Annotated in this window: 19 protein-coding genes, 1 pseudogene and 1 riboswitch; of the genes and pseudogenes, 5 read left to right on the forward strand and 15 right to left on the reverse strand. The window is 33.5% G+C overall.

Annotated elements, in window-relative coordinates:
- Positions 1 to 16 precede the first annotated feature (16 nt).
- Entirely contained in the window at positions 17 to 2,872 is a 2,856-nt protein-coding gene (gene carB / locus FLACHUCJ7_RS12645; protein ID WP_180909135.1) for a carbamoyl-phosphate synthase large subunit, read from the forward strand.
- A gap of 72 nt (positions 2,873 to 2,944) precedes the next feature.
- Here carB and yiaA read toward each other — a convergent pair whose 3' ends face one another.
- From yiaA to FLACHUCJ7_RS12670, 5 genes are all read right to left on the reverse strand, one after another.
- Entirely contained in the window at positions 2,945 to 3,343 is a 399-nt protein-coding gene (gene yiaA / locus FLACHUCJ7_RS12650) for an inner membrane protein YiaA (protein ID WP_031457584.1), read from the reverse strand.
- Positions 3,344 to 3,495: 152 nt separating this feature from the next.
- Entirely contained in the window at positions 3,496 to 4,032 is a 537-nt protein-coding gene (locus FLACHUCJ7_RS12655; RefSeq protein WP_078225928.1) for a DUF4252 domain-containing protein, read from the reverse strand.
- Between the two features lies 1 nt (position 4,033).
- Positions 4,034 to 4,561, reverse strand: a complete 528-nt coding sequence (locus FLACHUCJ7_RS12660) for a DUF4252 domain-containing protein (protein ID WP_078225929.1) — start codon at positions 4,559 to 4,561, stop codon at positions 4,034 to 4,036.
- Positions 4,562 to 4,575: 14 nt separating this feature from the next.
- Positions 4,576 to 5,064, reverse strand: a complete 489-nt coding sequence (locus FLACHUCJ7_RS12665; RefSeq protein WP_078225930.1) for a hypothetical protein — start codon at positions 5,062 to 5,064, stop codon at positions 4,576 to 4,578.
- Positions 5,051 to 5,560, reverse strand: a complete 510-nt coding sequence (locus tag FLACHUCJ7_RS12670) for an RNA polymerase sigma factor (protein WP_078225931.1) — start codon at positions 5,558 to 5,560, stop codon at positions 5,051 to 5,053. Before FLACHUCJ7_RS12670 ends, FLACHUCJ7_RS12665 begins: the two co-directional genes overlap by 14 nt.
- Positions 5,561 to 5,805: 245 nt before the next feature.
- On the opposite strand from FLACHUCJ7_RS12670, the gene FLACHUCJ7_RS12675 reads away from it, so the two are divergent.
- Positions 5,806 to 7,281 (forward strand): S41 family peptidase, encoded by a 1,476-nt coding sequence (locus tag FLACHUCJ7_RS12675; protein ID WP_180909136.1) that lies wholly within the window; start codon positions 5,806 to 5,808, stop codon positions 7,279 to 7,281.
- A gap of 72 nt (positions 7,282 to 7,353) precedes the next feature.
- Here the strand turns inward: FLACHUCJ7_RS12675 and FLACHUCJ7_RS12680 are convergent, their stop codons facing one another.
- From FLACHUCJ7_RS12680 to FLACHUCJ7_RS12720, 9 genes and pseudogenes are all read right to left on the reverse strand, one after another.
- A complete protein-coding gene (locus FLACHUCJ7_RS12680) occupies positions 7,354 to 8,328 on the reverse strand; it encodes a T9SS type A sorting domain-containing protein (protein WP_180909137.1) in 975 nt (324 codons plus the stop codon).
- 55 nt (positions 8,329 to 8,383) lie between these two features.
- Positions 8,384 to 9,433 carry a YncE family protein gene (locus FLACHUCJ7_RS12685; RefSeq protein WP_180909138.1) on the reverse strand — a complete coding sequence of 350 codons (1,050 nt, stop codon included), beginning with the start codon at positions 9,431 to 9,433 and terminating at the stop codon, positions 8,384 to 8,386.
- Between the two features lie 3 nt (positions 9,434 to 9,436).
- A complete protein-coding gene (locus FLACHUCJ7_RS12690) occupies positions 9,437 to 11,290 on the reverse strand; it encodes a TonB-dependent receptor plug domain-containing protein (RefSeq protein ID WP_180909139.1) in 1,854 nt (617 codons plus the stop codon).
- A gap of 27 nt (positions 11,291 to 11,317) precedes the next feature.
- A riboswitch (cobalamin riboswitch) is annotated at positions 11,318 to 11,551 on the reverse strand.
- A gap of 67 nt (positions 11,552 to 11,618) precedes the next feature.
- Positions 11,619 to 12,155: an alpha-ribazole phosphatase gene (gene cobC, locus FLACHUCJ7_RS12695; protein ID WP_078225935.1), complete on the reverse strand. Its 537-nt coding sequence runs from the start codon at positions 12,153 to 12,155 to the stop codon at positions 11,619 to 11,621.
- Positions 12,140 to 12,931, reverse strand: a complete 792-nt coding sequence (locus tag FLACHUCJ7_RS12700; protein ID WP_180909140.1) for an adenosylcobinamide-GDP ribazoletransferase — start codon at positions 12,929 to 12,931, stop codon at positions 12,140 to 12,142. Before FLACHUCJ7_RS12700 ends, cobC begins: the two co-directional genes overlap by 16 nt.
- A gap of 51 nt (positions 12,932 to 12,982) precedes the next feature.
- Positions 12,983 to 14,662, reverse strand: coding sequence for a nicotinate-nucleotide--dimethylbenzimidazole phosphoribosyltransferase (gene cobT / locus FLACHUCJ7_RS12705; protein WP_180909141.1), 1,680 nt, complete (start codon positions 14,660 to 14,662; stop codon positions 12,983 to 12,985).
- Positions 14,663 to 14,871: 209 nt separating this feature from the next.
- Positions 14,872 to 15,381, reverse strand: coding sequence for a bifunctional adenosylcobinamide kinase/adenosylcobinamide-phosphate guanylyltransferase (gene cobU, locus FLACHUCJ7_RS12710; protein ID WP_180909142.1), 510 nt, complete (start codon positions 15,379 to 15,381; stop codon positions 14,872 to 14,874).
- A gap of 48 nt (positions 15,382 to 15,429) precedes the next feature.
- Positions 15,430 to 15,791: pseudogene (locus tag FLACHUCJ7_RS12715) on the reverse strand (four helix bundle protein).
- Between the two features lie 27 nt (positions 15,792 to 15,818).
- The gene (locus FLACHUCJ7_RS12720; protein ID WP_031457597.1) at positions 15,819 to 16,181 is read right to left on the reverse strand and encodes a DUF5522 domain-containing protein; all 363 of its coding nucleotides are present in this window, start codon (positions 16,179 to 16,181) and stop codon (positions 15,819 to 15,821) included.
- Positions 16,182 to 16,331: 150 nt separating this feature from the next.
- Between FLACHUCJ7_RS12720 and FLACHUCJ7_RS12725 the strand changes: the two genes are divergently transcribed.
- Genes FLACHUCJ7_RS12725 through FLACHUCJ7_RS12735 form a run of 3 tightly spaced genes read left to right on the forward strand, consistent with a single transcriptional unit; the run spans position 16,332 to position 19,303 of the window.
- Entirely contained in the window at positions 16,332 to 17,474 is a 1,143-nt protein-coding gene (locus tag FLACHUCJ7_RS12725) for an ABC transporter substrate-binding protein (RefSeq protein WP_078225940.1), read from the forward strand.
- Position 17,475: 1 nt separating this feature from the next.
- Positions 17,476 to 18,504: a FecCD family ABC transporter permease gene (locus FLACHUCJ7_RS12730; RefSeq protein ID WP_379782048.1), complete on the forward strand. Its 1,029-nt coding sequence runs from the start codon at positions 17,476 to 17,478 to the stop codon at positions 18,502 to 18,504.
- 22 nt (positions 18,505 to 18,526) lie between these two features.
- On the forward strand, positions 18,527 to 19,303 hold the full coding sequence (locus tag FLACHUCJ7_RS12735) for an ABC transporter ATP-binding protein (RefSeq protein ID WP_180909143.1): 777 nt from the start codon (positions 18,527 to 18,529) through the stop codon (positions 19,301 to 19,303).
- Here FLACHUCJ7_RS12735 and FLACHUCJ7_RS12740 read toward each other — a convergent pair.
- On the reverse strand, positions 19,290 to 19,877 hold the full coding sequence (locus FLACHUCJ7_RS12740) for a hypothetical protein (RefSeq protein ID WP_180909144.1): 588 nt from the start codon (positions 19,875 to 19,877) through the stop codon (positions 19,290 to 19,292). The two genes, FLACHUCJ7_RS12735 and FLACHUCJ7_RS12740, sit on opposite strands and share 14 nt — an antisense overlap.
- Positions 19,878 to 19,881 lie beyond the last annotated feature (4 nt).

Genomic DNA, 19,881 nt, shown 5'->3' on the forward strand with positions numbered 1-19,881 from the left:
ACACAATACAAATAAAATGCCTAAAGACACATCAATAAAATCAGTTTTAATAATAGGTTCAGGACCTATTGTTATTGGTCAAGCTTGCGAATTCGATTATGCAGGATCTCAATCTGCACGTTCTATTCGTGAAGAAGGAATTGAAGTTATCTTGATAAACTCAAATCCAGCGACTATTATGACCGACCCATCTATGGCCGATCATATTTATTTGAAACCATTAACTACAAAATCGATTATTGAAATTCTGAAGGAACATCCACAAATTGATGCTGTTTTACCTACAATGGGTGGACAAACGGCTCTAAACTTGTGTCTTGAAGCTGACGAAAAAGGAATCTGGCAGGATTTTGGAGTAAAATTAATTGGTGTTGACGTAAACGCCATCAATATTACCGAAGACAGAGAGCAATTCAAGCAACTGCTTCAAAAAATAAATGTACCTACTGCGCCTGCTAAAACCGCTACTTCTTTCCTTGAAGGAAAAGAAATTGCTCAGGAGTTTGGGTTTCCATTAGTAATTCGTCCTTCGTTTACATTGGGTGGAACAGGAGCAGCTTTTGTACACAGCAAAGAAGAGTTTGACGAAAAACTAACCTACGGATTAGAAATGTCACCAATTCATGAAGTGTTAATTGACAAAGCTTTATTAGGATGGAAAGAGTATGAGTTAGAACTATTGAGAGATAAAAATGACAACGTTGTAATTATTTGTTCGATTGAAAATATGGATCCAATGGGAATCCATACCGGAGATTCGATTACCGTTGCTCCTGCAATGACTTTATCTGATACCACTTTCCAAAAATTACGTGATTACGCTATCTTAATGATGCGTAGTATCGGAAATTTTGCCGGAGGATGTAATGTGCAATTTGCAGTTTCTCCTGATGATAAAGAAGATATTGTAGCGATTGAGATTAATCCTCGTGTTTCTCGTTCTTCTGCTTTAGCATCAAAAGCAACCGGATATCCGATTGCTAAAATTGCTTCTAAACTGGCCTTAGGTTACAATTTAGATGAACTACAAAATCAAATTACAAAATCAACTTCAGCTTTATTCGAGCCGACTTTAGATTATGTAATTGTAAAAATACCTCGTTGGAACTTCGATAAATTTGAAGGCGCAGACAGAACTCTGGGACTTCAAATGAAATCCGTTGGGGAAGTAATGGGAATTGGGCGTTCATTTCAGGAAGCATTACACAAAGCTACTCAATCATTAGAAATCAAAAGAAATGGGTTAGGAGCTGACGGAAAAGGCTACACCAATTACGAACAAATTATCGAGAAACTGACTTTTGCAAGCTGGGATCGTGTTTTTGTAATTTATGATGCGATTGCAATGGGAATTCCGTTGAGCCGTATTCATGAAATCACAAAAATTGATATGTGGTTCTTAAAACAATATGAAGAGCTTTATACTTTAGAGAAAGAAATTTCAAACTATAAAGTTTCAAATCTTCCAAAAGAACTGTTGCTTGAAGCGAAACAAAAAGGTTTTGCCGACAGACAAATTGCTCACATGGTAAATTGCTTAGAAAGTGAAGTACATACTTTGCGTATGGATCAGAATATCAACCGTGTGTTTAAACTGGTTGATACTTGTGCGGCTGAGTTTAAAGCACAAACACCTTACTACTACTCGACTTTTGAGGCTGAGATCGAAAAAGCAAACGGGGAGCGTTATGTAGATAACGAAAGTATTGTTACCGATAAAAAGAAAATCATCGTTCTTGGTTCAGGACCAAACAGAATTGGACAAGGAATTGAGTTTGATTATTCTTGTGTACACGGCGTTTTAGCAGCAAAAGAATGTGGATACGAAACCATTATGATTAACTGTAATCCGGAAACAGTTTCGACTGATTTTGATACAGCGGATAAATTATACTTTGAACCTGTTTTCTGGGAACATATTTACGACATCATTCAGCATGAAAAACCGGAAGGTGTTATTGTTCAGTTAGGCGGACAAACAGCTTTAAAATTAGCTGAAAAATTATCTAAATACGGAGTGAAAATCATCGGAACCAGTTTTGATGCACTTGATTTAGCTGAAGATAGGGGGCGTTTCTCAGACTTATTGAGGGAATTACATATTCCTTTCCCACAATTCGGAATTGCTGAAACGGCTGATGAAGCTTCTGCTCTTGCAGATACTCTTGATTTTCCATTATTGATTCGTCCTTCTTATGTATTAGGAGGTCAGGGAATGAAAATCGTTATCAATAAAAAAGAACTCGAAGAGCACGTTATCAACTTATTGAAAACAATTCCAGGAAATAAATTGCTTTTAGATCATTATTTAGCCGGAGCAATTGAAGCAGAAGCTGATGCAATTTGTGATGCTGATGGTAATGTGTATATCATCGGAATTATGGAGCATATTGAACCTTGCGGAGTTCACTCTGGAGATAGTAACGCTACATTACCTCCTTTCAACTTAGGAGAGTTCGTGATGCAGCAGATAAAAGATCATACTTATAAAATTGCGAGAGCTTTAAAAACAGTTGGTTTGATCAATATTCAGTTTGCAATAAAAGACGATACAGTTTATATTATTGAAGCAAATCCGAGAGCATCCAGAACAGTACCGTTTATTGCAAAAGCCTACGGAGAGCCTTATGTAAACTACGCAACAAAAGTAATGTTAGGTCACAATAAAGTAACTGATTTTGATTTTAATCCACAATTAAAAGGATATGCTATCAAACAGCCGGTATTCTCTTTCAGTAAATTCCAAAATGTAAATAAAGCATTAGGGCCTGAGATGAAATCAACAGGAGAGAGCATCTTGTTTATTGATGATTTAAAAGATGACCAATTCTATGAATTGTATTCAAGAAGAAAAATGTATTTGAGTAAATAATAGATTCAATAAAAAAAGCCTCAAAATCTAAAATTTTGAGGCTTTTTTGCATTTAATAAAAATATTAATTTTTTATTCGTTTTGGCTAAATGACATATTATCTCTTGTGTTTTTTTGAACAGAAATAGCGCCAAACAACGCTAGTAAAAAAGCAAAAGCATAAAATCCTTTTTCACTTGGTAAAATAGTTGCATTCCAAAGTCCAACAACTAAAAGTACAATTGATAAAAGTGTTCCAAACCAGCAAATCCCATAATAAATATCAGTTACAGGAAGATTTTCAAGTCGGTCCCTAACACTTTTCTGCAATGAAACTACTGCAAATAATCCGAACATTAGAACGGTGAAATAATATCCTTTTTCATTTAACAGCATTTCGGCTCTTGCTAATCCAACTATAAATCCAATTGTTCCAGCCCCAAGAGCTACCCAAGATGCCGCTATAAAGGCATTTGATGTTTTTTGTACCATGTTTAATAATCTAGTTTTGGTTATTAACAAATATAATTAAATTCAGCACACATTAAAATAAAAACCGAACTAAATTACAACGTATAATCTTTCAAATATATGTAACAAAAAAAGCTCCAATTCTGGAGCTTTTTGTTGAAACCTAAGGTGGATTATTTAACCAATTCCTGTAATGGTTTTAATTGTTCCATATCAATTTTTGATTCTTTCAAAACCGATATTAAAGTTATAATGTTATTTGGATTCATATTCTTTCCTAAAACACGAACAACAGCAAAACCATTTTCTTTTCTGTTGGCAAAAATTATAAATTCTTCGATGTTTTCATCAGTGCCAACATAGCTTATTGAGGCGCCATCTTTACCGGAACCAACTTTCATTAACTCCTGATATTTGGTATTTTTTAAAATCGCTTTGACTTTTGCCCGCTCTGTTTCAAATTGTGCCTGATTTTTATCATTGGCTTTGAAAGCGAGAATATTCATCTTGTCGAAGGACTTTAAGGCTTCGTTTTGCTCTGGTGATAATTTAGTTTTTTCTAGGTTTAGAATGCTTGGAGAAACATCCAATGCAATAAAATCCTTATTCTCTGTATTTTCTACAAAGTATTTTTGTAATGAAGGTTCAGAATTACAACTTATTAAAGTTAGCAATGCTAAAAGTGCCGGGATAAAAATACCAACTTTCATCTTATTTTTTGCCTTTAGAGGCTTTTTTTAAGTCTGTACCGCCCGGTAATTTCATTTTGTCTGTCAGGACAGCAATTTCATTTAAATCAAAGTTTCCTGTCAAGGATAATAAAACGGTGTCTTCATTTTTTGCACCATCGATAAACATGAATAATTCTTTGATTTTAGTATCAGTAGCGCCTGATTTAACATATATTTTCACGTTTTTCCCGTTATCATTTATGCGCATCAATTCTTCTAAATTTGCTGTTTTGATATATTTATCAGCAGAAAGCTTCATATCGGCTTCAATTTTTGAGTTTTTTGTAGTAAACACTTTTAAATTGTCAAGCTTTTTAATAAGATTCATGTATTGTTGAGTTTCTTTATCAGATGGATCTACTTTTACCTTACTCATTATGTCAAACATTTTTTTATTGACAATTACTGATGTTACGTCGTCCTGCCCGTCAAATTTATCAAATGCATTTTGTGCATAAAAAGCATGTGTAAAAAAGGCCAAAATTACTGTTATGATGAAATTTTTCATATCTGTTTAATTAATTATTGTTTAAAAATTTTATTTTTTGATTGTTCGTATTCTTTAATGTATTGTACACTTTCAATACCTACATTAACATTATTTGACAATAGAGCCAAAGCTTTTTGTGTTTCGGCAAAGGCTTTTTCAGGATTGTCATAGGTTCCTAATTCTGATTGCGCAACAACCGGAGTTGTGGTTTTTTCGCTTGTATAAAAATAGGTTCCAATTCCTAGTAAAACAATAACAGAAGCTGCAATTGATAACCACCCCACATTTTGTTTTTTAGTTTGTAGCGGAATTGCTTTGTCTGTTTGATCGAGGTTCTCGAGTTCATGCGTCGATTTTTGTTGTTTTACCTGGGAGAAATAACTGAAAATTGGTTGGTATTGCTCCAAATGCTGCGCAACATTTGATGAGGAAAAATAGTCTCGTAATTCATTTTCTTCAGCAATACTTGTTTCTCCCTGAAAGTATTTTTCTAATATATTTTCTATTTTATTTAATTCCATAACGGTGTGTGTTAATCATTGATTCTCTTATTTTTTTTCTCGCTCTTGAAAGTGCTACTCTTATAGCTGTTTCATTCATGTTAACAATTTTTGCGATTTCATCGAATTCATATTGTTCAACATCGCGGAGCTGAATTAGTATTTGAAGCTGTTCAGGCAACTGGCTTATTATTTTTTCTACCCATTCTAAACTATCCGAGTCTTCTAATTTTTTGTCTAATTGAGGTTCGCGATCCGTAAAATTATTATGTACAATTTTAAGATTATCTGCTCTTTTAGATTTTAATTGATCCAGACAATAATTTTTAGTCATTGTCATCGCTACAGCCTCGACATTATTGTACGCGTTTAAATTGTCTTTTTTGTTCCATAATTTTACCATAACTTCCTGAGTTGCATCTTCAGCCTCTTCAGTGCTTGTCAATAATCTTTTTGCCAGACGAAAAACTTTGTCTTTAAAAGGATTTATTAATTCTATAAATACAACTTGGTTCATTTGTGGTTTTTTATTGATTTTTGGCCGGTAATATAGATTAACATATTTCAATTTGTCTTTGATCTGTTTATGATCATATTCATTTCATAAATCAAAGATTTGGTTAGCTTATATATTCAAGACGAGACAGTATTATTTTTGTTACAAGACAAGTTAAAAAAATGTTGTAAAAAAACCTGTACATTTATATAGTTAAAACTAAAGGTACTATTTTTACGTTTATACTATATTGAAACCCCTATTTTATGAAAAAAACATTAAGAAGTCTCGTTTACTTTCTTTTGATTGCATTTAGCCTTCAATCTTGTGACGATAAAGATGATGTTGCTACTCCAAAAGATCTGCAAATAAATAATTTTATATGGAGAGGATTGAATAAAGTTTATTTATGGCAAGCCGATGTTCCTAATTTGGCCGACAATCGTTTTACGGGTCAGGAGGATTTAAATTCGTTTTTGGAAGGCTATTCAACGCCAGAAGACTTATTTCAAGATTTGCTAAATAAACCTAAAAGCAAGTACCCTAATGGAGGTGCTATCGATCGTTTTAGCTGGATTGTAGATGACTATACCGTTTTAGAACAAGAATTAAATGGTATTACAAAAAATAGTGGTATTGATTTTGGATTAGGAAGGCAAGCAGAAGGATCAAATGATTTAGTAGGCTATATACGTTATATTATTCCTAACTCTGATGCTTCAAAGAAAGATATTAAACGAGGTGATTTATTTACCAGTGTGAATGGAATACCACTTACAGAATCAAATTATAGATCATTACTTTTAAATTCTGAGTCTGATAGTTATACCTTAAATTTAGCCAATTATAATGGTAGTACTTTTGAGTTAAACGGTAAATCTGTAGTGTTAACAAAAACGGTTTTAGAAGAAAATCCAATTTTAATCAATAAAATAATAACTTCGGGAAGCCATAAAATAGGATATTTAATGTATAATGGTTTTTATGCTGAATATGATAATGAACTAAATCAGGCTTTTGGCAAACTGAAAACTGAAGGAGTTACTGATTTAGTTCTGGATTTAAGATATAACCCAGGAGGTTCAGTTCGTTCTTCGATTAGATTAGCAAGTATGATTACAGGACAATTCCCAGATGATATTTTTGCAAAAACACAATATAATGCCAAACAGATGAATGGTTTAAGCAGTTCACAATTAGAGTCATTAAATAACAGATTTGTATCATCGTTTGACGGAAAGGCAATAAATAGTTTAAAATTAAACACAGTGTATGTTATAACAACAGGAAGTACAGCTTCTGCAAGTGAGTTAGTTATTAATGGTTTAAAACCATATATCAATGTAATTCAGGTTGGAGAAACAACTATAGGTAAAAATGTTGGATCTTATACAGTTTATGATTCCAAAACTTTATCTAAAACAAGAGTAAATCCGATACACAAATATGCGATGCAGCCTTTGGTTTTTAAAATTTCGAATTCTGCTAACTTTGGTGATTATACAGGAGGATTACCGCCCACTTTTGCACAAGATGAACGTGTGAGCAGTTACGGGGTTTTAGGTGACGCGTCTGAACCTTTATTGAATCTTGCCATTTCTAAAATCACAGGTTCAACGTCAAAAAGAATTCAAACTGATAAAGGCCTTGTTCTTCCTTATTTTACAGATTCAAAATCAATGCGTCGTTTTGGAAAAGAAATGTATTTTGAAAGTATTCCAAAAGAGTTTCTAAAATTGTAAAAATATAAAAAAGGCTTTCATTTCTGAAAGCCTTTTTTTTCCAAAACAATTTTAAAAAAAAAACAAAATTAACTAATTGATAATTATTTTTTTAACCGCTTTTCTATCCTGAGCAGTTATCTCAAACAGGTATGTTCCGGGAATTATATCAGTAAGTATAATATCGTTGTAATTTGCTGTAGGGAGATTTTTTACAATTTTTCCGGTTATATCAAAAATGATAATACTGGTTTTTTCGTTGGTATTTAAATAAACAATATCTGAAGCAGGATTTGGATATAACATCACAGAATCAATATTAAAGTCTTTACCCCCTAAAGTTGCTGATTTCTGATTAATCACGCCCACGCCATTCAAATCAAAACCTCCTGCTGCAAAACCAGTCGAGTAAGGATCATTGATTATATTTCCTTTACTGTCATAAGAGGCATACAAAGGATTAATTGTACCAATTACATCGATTATTTTAACATATGTAATATTGTTTTTATCTAACAGAGTATTATCCTGAATGTCTGATAAATCAAATGGAGTTCCAAAACCGGTACGGTATTTTCCGGCGAGGTTATTAATGTATCTGCAATCAACTGCTCCAAAACCTCCAATTTGAGTTGTGGTTTGTGTTTCGCTATGTGAAGGAAACCTGAAAAAATTAATACCATCTGAGCTGACTTCTACAAAGGCCAATTCTAAAAAAGTATCGGAAAAACCATTTTCAAAAACGGCAAAATCAAATCCTGAACCATTAGCGATTGGAGTGTCGAAAGTTAAGGTTGCGCTTCCTCCATCACCCAGACACACAACACCTGATCCTGATGTACCACCTTTCATTCCGTCTGCTGGTGTTCCGGAAGAAGCCAAAGGGCTGTTTGCTATAGCAATATCCTGGGGACCTCTTACAACTGTAATCCCTGTTGCCCAGCCTACAAAAACGGAACTACTTTTTGCTATGGCAGTACTGCCGGTCTGACCTGCTGCCGGGGCATATGATTGTGAAGAAATTATTGAAGGAACGAATAACAGGTTATAAAGTAATTTTTTTAACATTCTATATATGTTATTAAAATGCCCTCATATTTTTGTTTATAAGGGCATTTTTTGTTTAATCGTTAAAGTAAAAACCGTTTGATCCTATGCCTGTGGTTAATTCTTTTAGCAATGTTCCGTTTAAATTATAAATATAAGCTTGACCATCTTTTGTGAAAACTCCATTAGCAATGTAAATGCGGTTATCATTTACAGCAAATCCATATACATAACCAGCCGGAGAAGTAACAATTGGCGTGGTTGAAGCCGCTGTTGCATTATCATTGATTGCATAAACTGAACTTCCGACAGTATAATAAATTTTGTCATCTTCGATATCCATAAAACCAGCTCCATCTAGGGTTTCAGGGAAAGTAATTTTAGAAACCGATTTGTCTGATAATTTTACTTTTACAATTTCACTTCTGTTGCCAGAAGGACCTCTTAAAATATACAAAATGCCGTCTTCTTCCTCTATAGAATCAGCATTTGATCCAATAGTTACTGGAGTTTCTAATGATTTAGTAGCAATATTTACAATCAGTAATTTGTCACTATTGTTCGGGTCGGTAATATATAATTTACCGTTCTCTTCTATAATTCTGTTCCCTGTTCCATTTAATGGTATTGGAGTTTCTGCTTTATTTGTTTTCAAATTAATTACCGCCACAAAATCATCTGTATTACCTTCAGTATCCCAAGCACCTCCCCAAGCATATTCATTTGCATTGGTTACATATGCTTTTCCATTTTTTACAACACCATATCTTGGGTTTTTAAGGCCGGTTTCTATTTTATCTACTAGTTTAAAAGTGTATCTGTTAACTACATTAATTACATTAGAGCTACCTGAAATGATGTAAGCATTATCACCATTAAAAAAAATGTTCTGCAAATAACCACCAGGGTTATCGTCGTTGTTATTTGATCCATATACGTCTTTTGTAAATGTAACTAAGTCATTATTTAGAAAAGAAACTGTACCTTTGACATCACTTCCTTCATTTAAGATGAAAAAACCATTATCATAAACTCCTTGCGGTTCGTTTGAATCTTCATCATCGTTTGAACACGAAACGAACATAGATGCACTAAGTGCTATTAAAAATAATTTACTAAGCTTCATATATTAAAATTTTAAGATTAAATTCATATTAAAATTGCGACCTGGCATGGGTCTGTTTTCAAGACTTTCATAAGCTTCATTAAATAAATTCAGTATTTGAAAACCTAGTTTGAAAGATTCCATAAATTTGAAATCATAATCGATTCCAATATTGGATACCATATAATCGTTTATAATTTCATCAGGATCATTGTCGGCTCTGGTATAAACAAAACCATTATATAAAAACTGATAATTGGCAGAAATTCTATTTCTGGAATAAACAACTGCAGCTGTAGCTTTATCGAAAGGGACAAAAAAGAGTTGTTTTTTAGTATCAATATTTTCAGAAATTGTATGGGCATAAGTAGCATTAAGGGCAAAAATATTTTTACCAAATTGTTTTTTCCAGCTAAATAAAGTTTCTGCTCCGTAACTGTTTACTTTGTCTGTGTTTTGTGGTGTCCATATCCCATTTTTGCCCGGAACCCATTGTAATAAGTCTTTTATTTTGATGTAATAAAAAGTCTGGGTTAATGTAATATTGCTGAATGTAAACATGTTTCCAACTTCGGCCTGATAGGAACTTTCAGGTTTTAAATCGCGATTTCCGCCTGGTTCCCAATACAAATCATTAAAAGTCGGGATTCTGAAATTACGTGATACATTCAATTTCAAATTGTACAATTGGCTAAACTGATAAGAAGAACCTAAAGAAAATAAAATCGGTGATTTGTAATTGTCTGTGAATTCTTTTCGAACACCAAATTCGTTTTTCCAGCTGGCAGAAATATCCTCTTTTAGTAATAAAGAAGCAGAACTAATTTCACGGGTATTGGTTCCAAAACCGCTTCCTGTCCCTGTGGTTTTATTATAATCTAGAATCCCATTTATCTGAGTTGATTTAAATAGAGTATAACCAAAATCAGCTTTTGTAATTAAGCTCTCTGTTTTTCCGTATGTGTAATTGTTTGTTGAATTATCAGCGTAATATTGATAGTTTTCGTATATGTATGCTGTTTTGAGATTTGCAGTGAATTTGCCAAAACTACCATCGTATTCTAATAAATTTCTATTGAAACCATTGATGTATTTACTTGGAGTTTCAGTTTCTGTGATTAAAGAAGTATTTCGGTCTGTATTTGATGTTTGACTGTATAACTTAAGAAAGTTCTTTGCATTAAGTTTGTAGCCTAAATTGGCACTGATCGTAAAAATATTGTATTCACCATTTCGATTCCACCGCTGTTCTCCCTTCCATGTGTATTTATTTAGGTATTTGTAATCGTTGGTTGAGCTGTTGTTGGAAAAACCAATTTGTGCGCTCCATTTTTCATTAGAAATATTGGTTTTATAATTGATTCCAATTGTATTAAAGCTTCCGTAATCCAGTTTTAAATTATTCTCAAAACGATTATAAAATTCCAAATCGTTATTTAAATGTACTGTTCCGCCAATTGCTCCACTGCCGTAAATTACGCTTCCACCACCTGCTTTTACACTCACAGAATTATAATCGGATCCGGAAATTGTATTGAAATCAGTACTTCCGTTCATTTGTGAATTAATGTTGATTCCGTTCCAGATTACAGCTGTCTGAGAAGAAGTTGTTCCTCTAAAAGAAACCGTAGAAAGCATTCCACGACCGTATTCCTTGAAATAAAGTGTCGAATTGAAATTTAATAAATCAGTCAGTAAAGCCTCGTTTTTATTGATGATGGAGTCATTGAGTTTTAAAACCGACTGAGAGTTTGAGTATTTTTTTAAATTTTTATCCGAAACAACAACTTCTTTTAATTTTGTAATAGAGTCGTTCTGCGCCAAAATAATCTGGCACAAAAGCAAAAAGCAAAAAGCAAAACGTTTTTTAAAAGTCATAATTTCTACACTCTTTTTCCCGAGAGTTCGATATTTGTTAATAAGGCAGGTCTCCTGGCTTGCGTCTTGTTGTTTACCTTCCCATCACGCAGCCGTGACAGTGGTTTTGTAGATAACAACAAGCATTCTTTTAAAAAGAACTAAGCTTACAGTTGCGGGTACAGCTCAAGAATTTGATTTTAAAATACTTAAAATCAGTCACTTGATTCCCTTTTAATGTGTTTTTTAATCAAAAACACAACCTTAATCGGGTGCAAAGATAAAGTTAAAAAAGTGTAAAATTCAAATTTGTTTTACTTTTTAAAACACTTGATAAAGAAAAGACGCCTTAAAAATTGATTTTGATGACCTCTCCAAAGTCTGCTTTATTCTGAAAAGCATCTTTTAAAGGTAGTGATGAATGATAGCACAAAAAGCTTCTGATGATGCCGGCATGCGTTACGATGATAATCGGTAAATGGGACTTTTTTGATTTAATTTCGGATAAGAAATCGCCAGTTCTTTCGTGTAATTCCACAAAAGATTCTCCGTTTGAAGCACGGATATTAACAAAATTTTCCATCCATGGATTGAGTTGCTCCGGCGGAATTTCATTCCACGTTTTCATTTCCCAATCGCCAAAATGCATTTCTTTCAAGCGATTATCTTCCTGGTAAGAAATCGTATTTATATTTTTTTGAATGTATTTCGCCAAAATCACACATCGTTTCAACGGACTCGAAAAAATTATTGCTTTAGAAGGTAGTTGTGAAAGGATGTTTTCGAAAACAGACTCAAAAGGCTCCGCTAAATCTACATCAGATTGTCCGTAGCAAATTCCTTTTTCGCAGGTCGTTTCGGTATGGCGAACTAAATAAATTTCCATATAAAAAGAATGCTTAAATAATAAAGCACTTCGCAAACTTGTTGGGTAGCGCCCAGACAATCACCGGTATAGCCGTCAATCCATTTTTGAAAATAACGAGCTAAAAAATAACGAGTCAGGAAAACAGGAATTAAAACTAAAAGTATTTTATATTGAAAATAGGAGAGTGCCAATAGGGGAAGTAATCCGAAGAAAAACGAACCGAAAACCTCTTTCCAACTATGACTTTTAGCAATGGGTTTGCTTTTGCTTGAAGCATCATCTCGTGAATATTCGTGAGTAAAAATAATGGATATTGCGGCCAGACGGCTCAATGCGTGTACAGAAATAAACAATAGATAAATTTGAAAATAGGAGCTATCGTTTGTAAATAGTAAAACAGATTCAGAAAGTAATTTGAATTTCAATAAAAAAAGCAGCACTAAACCAATCGCACCATAAGCGCCAATTGAACTGTCTTTCATAATCATGAGGATTTTTTCTTTAGTCCAGCCTCCGCCAAAACCATCGCAGACATCAGCAAAACCATCTTCGTGAAAGGCGCCTGTTGTGAGTATAGAAGTAATGATTGCTAAAATAACAGCTGTTTCTGTAGAAAGAAAAAGAGAAGAAACATAGAAAGCAACAAATGATATGCTTCCCACAATCCAGCCAATTAAAGGGAAATATCGTGTGGCTTTGTTTAAATATTCAGGATCGTGACTGATGTTTTTCGGACATGGAATCCGGCTATAAAACATTAGACATGTAAAGAAAATATGTAGTTCTTTTTTCATTAAAAGATTTGATTTTTATATTTTGATTGAAATTGAATTTTGCAATTGCTTTTATTTCCTACTCACTCCCGCACTTTCAAAACTCGCCATTTCATTCAAAAAAGCCTCAGCAGATTTCAGAATAGGAAAAGCAACAGCACAGCCTGTTCCTTCTCCAAGGCGCAAATCTAAATTTAAAATTGGTTTTACCTGCAGATAATTCAATAATTTTTGATGTGCTTTTTCGGCAGAGCAGTGGCAGAAAACAGCATTTTGTAAAATATCAGGATTTATTTTTGAAGCAATTAAAAAGGCAACACTGCAAATAAAGCCATCAACCAAAACAATCATATTGTTCCCGAAAGCTGTTAACATTCCGCTTGTCATTTGTATGATTTCAAAACCTCCAAAGTAGGCGAGCTGCTGCATTAATTCGGCCGGGCCAGAATAATTTTCAATCGCTTTTTTAAGCAGATTTTGTTTCTGAATTAAATTTTTATCAATAACTCCTGTTCCTTTTCCAACACATTCTTCAATCGGAAAACCGGTTAAAACGCTCATCAGAACTGAAGCTGTCGAAGTGTTTCCAATTCCCATTTCACCAAAACCAATACAATTAGAACCTGTTTTGGCAATAGTTTCGACAACTGATTTTCCTTTTTCAAAACACAATTGCAATTCGGTTTCACTCATTGCCGGCGCATGCAAAAAAGATTGGGTTCCTTTTGCGATTTTCGCATTGATCAGTTTAGCATTTGTTGGGAAATCATAATTAACTCCGGAATCGACAATTGAAAGTTGAATATCATGCTGATTGCAAAAAACATTAATTGCAGCACCGCCTTCCAGAAAATTACCAACCATTTGTCTGGTTACATCCTGTGGATAAGCACTTACACCGTGATTTGCAATTCCGTGATCAGCTGCAAAAACGACAATATTAGGATTGTTTATTTTTGGATTTAAAGTTTTAAAAACTGTCCCTAACTGAAAAGCCAAAGTTTCTAAAGTGCCTAAAGCACCAACAGGTTTGGTTTTAGAATCTATTTTTTCCTGCAGCAGTATGTTGAAATTGGTTTCGTCTTCAGTTTCAGATTGAGGTTTTAAAACAAAATCCGACACATGATTTAGATTAACATTTTTAATTTCTGTACAATCCGGAGTTTCAGATTTTTGTTTCCAATGCAGTTGCTGTAACATCGGTTGATTATCGTAATTGGTTGCAGGTTTTCCAATACAGAAATACCCCAGAGGTTCAATGTTTTGAGGTAGGTTAAGTATTTTTTTAAACTTATAATAATTCAAAATCGAAACCCATCCCATCCCATATCCTTGCTCTGTAAGGGATAGCCAGATATTTTGAGCTGCACAAACCGAACTAAATTTTACCGCCTCATTGCTTCCAACAGTTCCAATTGTAAATTGATTCAGAACCGATCTGTCGTACGCAATGATAAGCCCGATTGGGGCTTCTTCAATCGCTTCCAGTTTCAGGGATTTGTAATGTTCTTTTTGCTCTGGATTATCTGTAAGTTCTTCGGCCTTTTTATTATAATCCAAAAATAAATTTTTAACTGCACTCTTTACTTCTGCAGATTTGATGATATAATATCTTGTGGCATCCGTCAATCCTACAGAAGGTGCCCAATGTCCGGCCTGCAAAGCTTTTTTAATCACCTCGTCAGGAACGGTATCGGCTGTAAAATGTCGGGTATCACGACGTGATTTTAGTATATCGTCCAGATTGCTCATTTTTAAAAATCAATTACAATGTCAAAATCAATTACAATGTCAAAATCAAAATCAATTACAATTTCAAAAATCAATTGCAATAATCTTGATGTTTGAATTTATGTAAAGTTAAGGCAGAGCTTTGGAATTTGGAATTTAAAATGTTGGAATTTGTTTATTAATTGATATTGATTTTTGAAATTGCCATTGTTTTTGAAATTGATTTTTGCCTAACCTTTTATTTTAACCGGAATACCTGAAACCATCAAAACCACTTCGTCTGCATTTGAAGCCAGAAACTGATTCATCCAGCCTTGCAGTTCGGTAAATTTTCTGCCAATGTGAGTATCGGCATGGACGCCCATTCCAATTTCGTTTGTTACAATAATCAGGTTAGTATTTTCTTGACTGGCTATTTTTTTAAATTCGCTTTTTGCTTCTTCAAGTGATAATGAGACATCATTTTTGGTATCAACAAAAAAATTGGTCAGCCAGAGCGTTACGCAGTCAATCAAAGCTGTTTTGTCTGAAAAGTCAATTTCACTCAAATATTTTTCTTTTTCAATATTGGTCCATCGTTCGTCGCGTTCCTGTTGATGACGGTCAATTCGGTTCTGGAAATCATCATCCCATTTTCTGGCCGTAGCGACATAAATTGGCGCATTTGAAAGCTGTAAAGCTAAAGTCTGAGCGTAGCTGCTTTTTCCGGAACGTTCACCTCCGGTAATTAAGTAAATCATTATTTAAATTGTTGATTGTAAATTGTTAGTTATTAATTAAGAAAGAACTTACTTAGCCATAACTTGGCTTTTAGTAGTTTTAATTATGCTGGTTATTAATTTTAATATTGTAATTGCATCATTGTTAATGTTCCCGAATTCTTTTTCATTTAAATAGTCAGTTGCTTTGAGAAGTTCCAACCAATAAATTGTTTCATTGGCTTCTTTTTGAGCTATTGCAAATTTATGAATAAAATCATTTTTACTTTCAGCATGCTCTGCTTCTCTTATCATAGCACCAATACTGGTTTCGGATCGCAGGAGCTGTTTGAGAGAGTGAATTCTTTTTTCTCAATCCATAGATATTGATGTAATTTAACTATTCGAATAGCAAAATCAAAACTTTTATCTTTTACAATGTTATTTTTCATTAACAACTAACAATTTATAATTAACAATTAATAAGGACAATGACGACAGGCATTACCGCAACAGGTTCCTCTTTTTAAATGAAACCATGTTTTAAAAACATAATTGCCATTTTCAATGTAATAATCAATGTCTTCAATTAGTTTTTCAGTTTTTGGTAAGCATATCGCTTTGTTTTTAAGTGCTTTTTTAGGAGTAATAGTTTCTACATAGGCATCAATTTTGTCGATACATGCTTCTTTAAAACATTCTGGACAAAGACAGTCTCCTCCTTCTGAAAGATTAAAAATCGGGGGGAAGTCATTGCACCAGCAATTGTTTTCAGGAGAAATATTACCGCAGCTAAAGGAAGATTCACAGCTTGAACAAACTTTCGTTTTTATATTATTCATAAATATTTAAAAATTGGTTTGTCTAAATTTGTAAGAATAAAGGTGGGTAAAAAAAATAATAAATTACGTTACCTTTGTCATTATTGATAAAGACATTATTGGGAGCAGACAATAATAATGCCATATTTCCTGAAACAATATAACATGCATATGAAACATTTATTTTCTAAATTTATTTTTATTGTCTCATTTTTTATACTGACAGGATGTAAGAAAAATGAAAGCAAACAAATTGTAACTTCTAAAATTCCTAAAAATACTATCGAGTATGCTTCCGGACTTTCTATTGTAAAACACGAAGGATATTCAGTTGTGACAGTTTCGAATCCCTGGCCGGAAGCCAATAAAAATTTTAAATATATTTTAAAAGAAAAAGATGCTGAAGTGCCTGACAGCCTGCAGAATTATACAACTATTAAAGTGCCTTTGGAATCAGTTGTGGTGACTTCAACAACCAATATTCCGTTTCTTGAAATGCTCGATGTCGAAAATAAACTGACGGGGTTTCCACATACAGATTATATTTCTTCTGAAAAAACCAGAGCATTAATAGATAAAGGTGCTGTTAAAAATGTGGGGCAGAACGAAAAATTAAATATGGAACAATTAATAGAATTGTCACCGGATTTGATTGTGACTTTTGGAGTAGACAATAATAATCCAATGCTGGATAATTTGAAAAAAAGTGGCTTAAATGTACTCATTCAGGCTGATTGGATGGAGCAGTCTCCACTTGGCAAAGCGGAATGGATTAAACTTTATGGAGCTTTATTTGGAAAAGAAGACAAAGCAAAAGAATTATTCGATAAAATTGTGACAAGTTATAATCAGGCAAAAAAATTAGTAGCCGGAAAATCTGCAGCTTCTACTGTTTTGTACGGTTCAATGTATGAAGATGTATGGTATGTGGCAAAAGGAAACAGCTGGGTTGCCAAATTTATGAAAGATGCTCAGTCCAATTATTTATGGTCAGATTTAGAAGGCACCGGAAGCCAGGGCTTGTCATTTGAAAAAGTTTTGGACAAAGCCAAAACCGCAAACTTCTGGATTGTTTCAGGATCCTTTAAAACTTTAGACGAATTACAAAAAGCAAATCCGCATTATAATGAATTTGATGCTTTTAAAAACAAATCAGTTTATTGTTTAGAAAGTAAGTTTGGAGCTACAGGCGGAACTATTTATTATGAATTATCACCAAGCAGGCCTGATTTGGTTCTGAAAGATTATATTAAAATTTTTCATCCGGATTTATTGCCGGGTTATGAGTTTACTTTTGCAACTAAACTGAATTAAATTGCCGAACAGAAAAAGAAATACGATTTTATTTAGCATTTTAGCTTTAGGACTTCTTCTGATGTTTTTTGCGAGTATTAGTTTGGGTTCTGTGAATATTCCGTTTAAAGATGTTTATGCAAGTTTAACAGGAGGTGAGGCTAGTAAATCGACTTGGGAATATATCATTATTAATTATCGTTTGCCAAAAGCCATTACCGCCATTTTAGTTGGAACCGGACTTTCAATAAGCGGTTTGCTAATGCAGACTTTGTTTAGAAATCCGCTTGCAGGACCGTATGTTTTAGGATTAAGTTCAGGTGCAAGTTTGGGTGTAGCTTTTGTAATTCTGGGGGCAGGCTTTTTGCCACCCTTTTTGAAAATAATTGCATTATCATCATACGGAATTGTTTTGGCTTCGACTTTAGGAAGTACACTCGTTTTACTCTTGGTTTTGTTAGTTTCACAGCGATTACGGGATACAATTGCAATTTTGATCGTTGGATTAATGTTTGGAAGCTTTACAACAGCAATCGTAAGTGTTTTGACCTATTTTAGTACTGCTGAACAGCTTCAGAAATTTACTTTTTGGTCCTTAGGAAATCTTGGAAACCTTTCATGGAAATCAATCATTGTTTTAGCTATTAGTGTGTCTTTTGGCTTAGTTTTAAGTGCATGCAGTATCAAGCCTTTGAACGCTTTGCTACTGGGAGAAAATTATGCAAAAAGCATGGGGTTGAATTTTAAAAAAGCCAGATTAATAATCATTTTTGCGACCAGTATTCTAGCCGGAAGTATCACTGCTTTTGCAGGTCCGATTGCTTTTATTGGTCTTGCAGTTCCGCATATTGCAAAACTGACTTTCCAAACCAGTAATCATATGATTTTGTTTTGGAGTACTTTGCTTTTTGGAGCTATTATCGTGCTATTTTGTGATATAGTTTCTCAAATGCCCGGTTTTGATGTGACGCTTCCAATAAATGCTATTACATCTATAATTGGGGCACCAGTTGTGATTTGGTTATTGGTACGAAAAAGTAATTTTAAGTAATTAGTTTAAATCAATTGCAAAAATGAACACCATCCTCTCAACTTCAAATTTAAGTATTGGCTACAAAATCAAGAAAGTTGCTGTGACTATTGCCCAGGATTTAAATCTGACTTTCGATTCGGGAAAACTCGTTGCTTTAATTGGAGCCAATGGAGTAGGAAAGTCAACTTTACTGAGAACGATTACAGGAATTCAGCCTGCACTAGAAGGAAGTGTCTCTCTAAATGATAAAAATATAAACACCTACAAACCATTAGATTTAGCACAAAGCCTAAGTTTAGTTTTAACTGAAAAACTGCCCCCAAGTAATCTCTCAGTCTTTGAATTGGTGGCATTGGGCCGTCAGCCTTACACCAATTGGGTGGGAACTTTAACAGAAACTGATATTGATAAAGTAAGGCAGGCAATGGCATTAACCCAAATAGAACATTTAGCTACAAAAAGGCATTTTGAAATAAGTGATGGTCAATTGCAAAAAGTTTTAATTGCAAGAGCTCTGGCACAGGACACGCCCTTGATTATTCTGGACGAACCTACAACACATCTCGATTTACTGCATAAAGTTTCACTGTTCAAATTGCTGAAAAAGCTAACACAGGAAACTCAAAAATGCATTTTGTTTTCAACACACGACATTGATCTGGCAATTCAGTTAAGTGACGAAATGATTATAATGACGCCCGAAATGGTAGTACAGGATGAACCTTGCAATTTAATTTCACAAGGAAGTTTTGCAACATTATTTAAAGACGAACATATTGTTTTTGATGCAGAGAAAGGGAAGTTTATTGTGAGTTAGTTTTTTTTGATTTCCACCCGTTTATTTTTCGATTAATAAATACAAAAAATCCAACAAAAGCTAAGAAAAAAGAAATCCTCATCGGCAATTCAATGAAAATGTTTGAAGGATAAATACTTGAATACATTGACCAGGAACTAGGTAAATAATCCCTGTGAAAAGAGGTTATGATTATTACTATTCTTTCTATTGAAAGAATTAGTAAAATACTAAAAACTAATCTCAATAGAATATTTTTCCGGATTACTTTAAATCGTAATAATTGAGTAATAGAAAACCAAAGGAATGGCTGAAGCCAGACTGTAAACCAATATTCTCCAAACATTCTACTGAGTAGAGAAGCTTTACTTTCTTCATCTATGCTGTTTAAATCAGTTATAGTTGCAATCATCCATACAATTAAATAAATAATTCCAACAAAGGAAATAGAACGATTAGATTGCTCATCAACTTGTTTAATAAGTTGGTTTTTTGTGAAAATTGAAAGAATTAGATATAGAATTGTGATTAAACCATATGCTGCAAAAAAATCAATTAATATTATTTCGAATGTAAATATTATTCTTTCAGACATTTTG

The organism is Flavobacterium salmonis (assembly GCF_903819435.1).
Classification (GTDB): domain Bacteria; phylum Bacteroidota; class Bacteroidia; order Flavobacteriales; family Flavobacteriaceae; genus Flavobacterium; species Flavobacterium chungangense.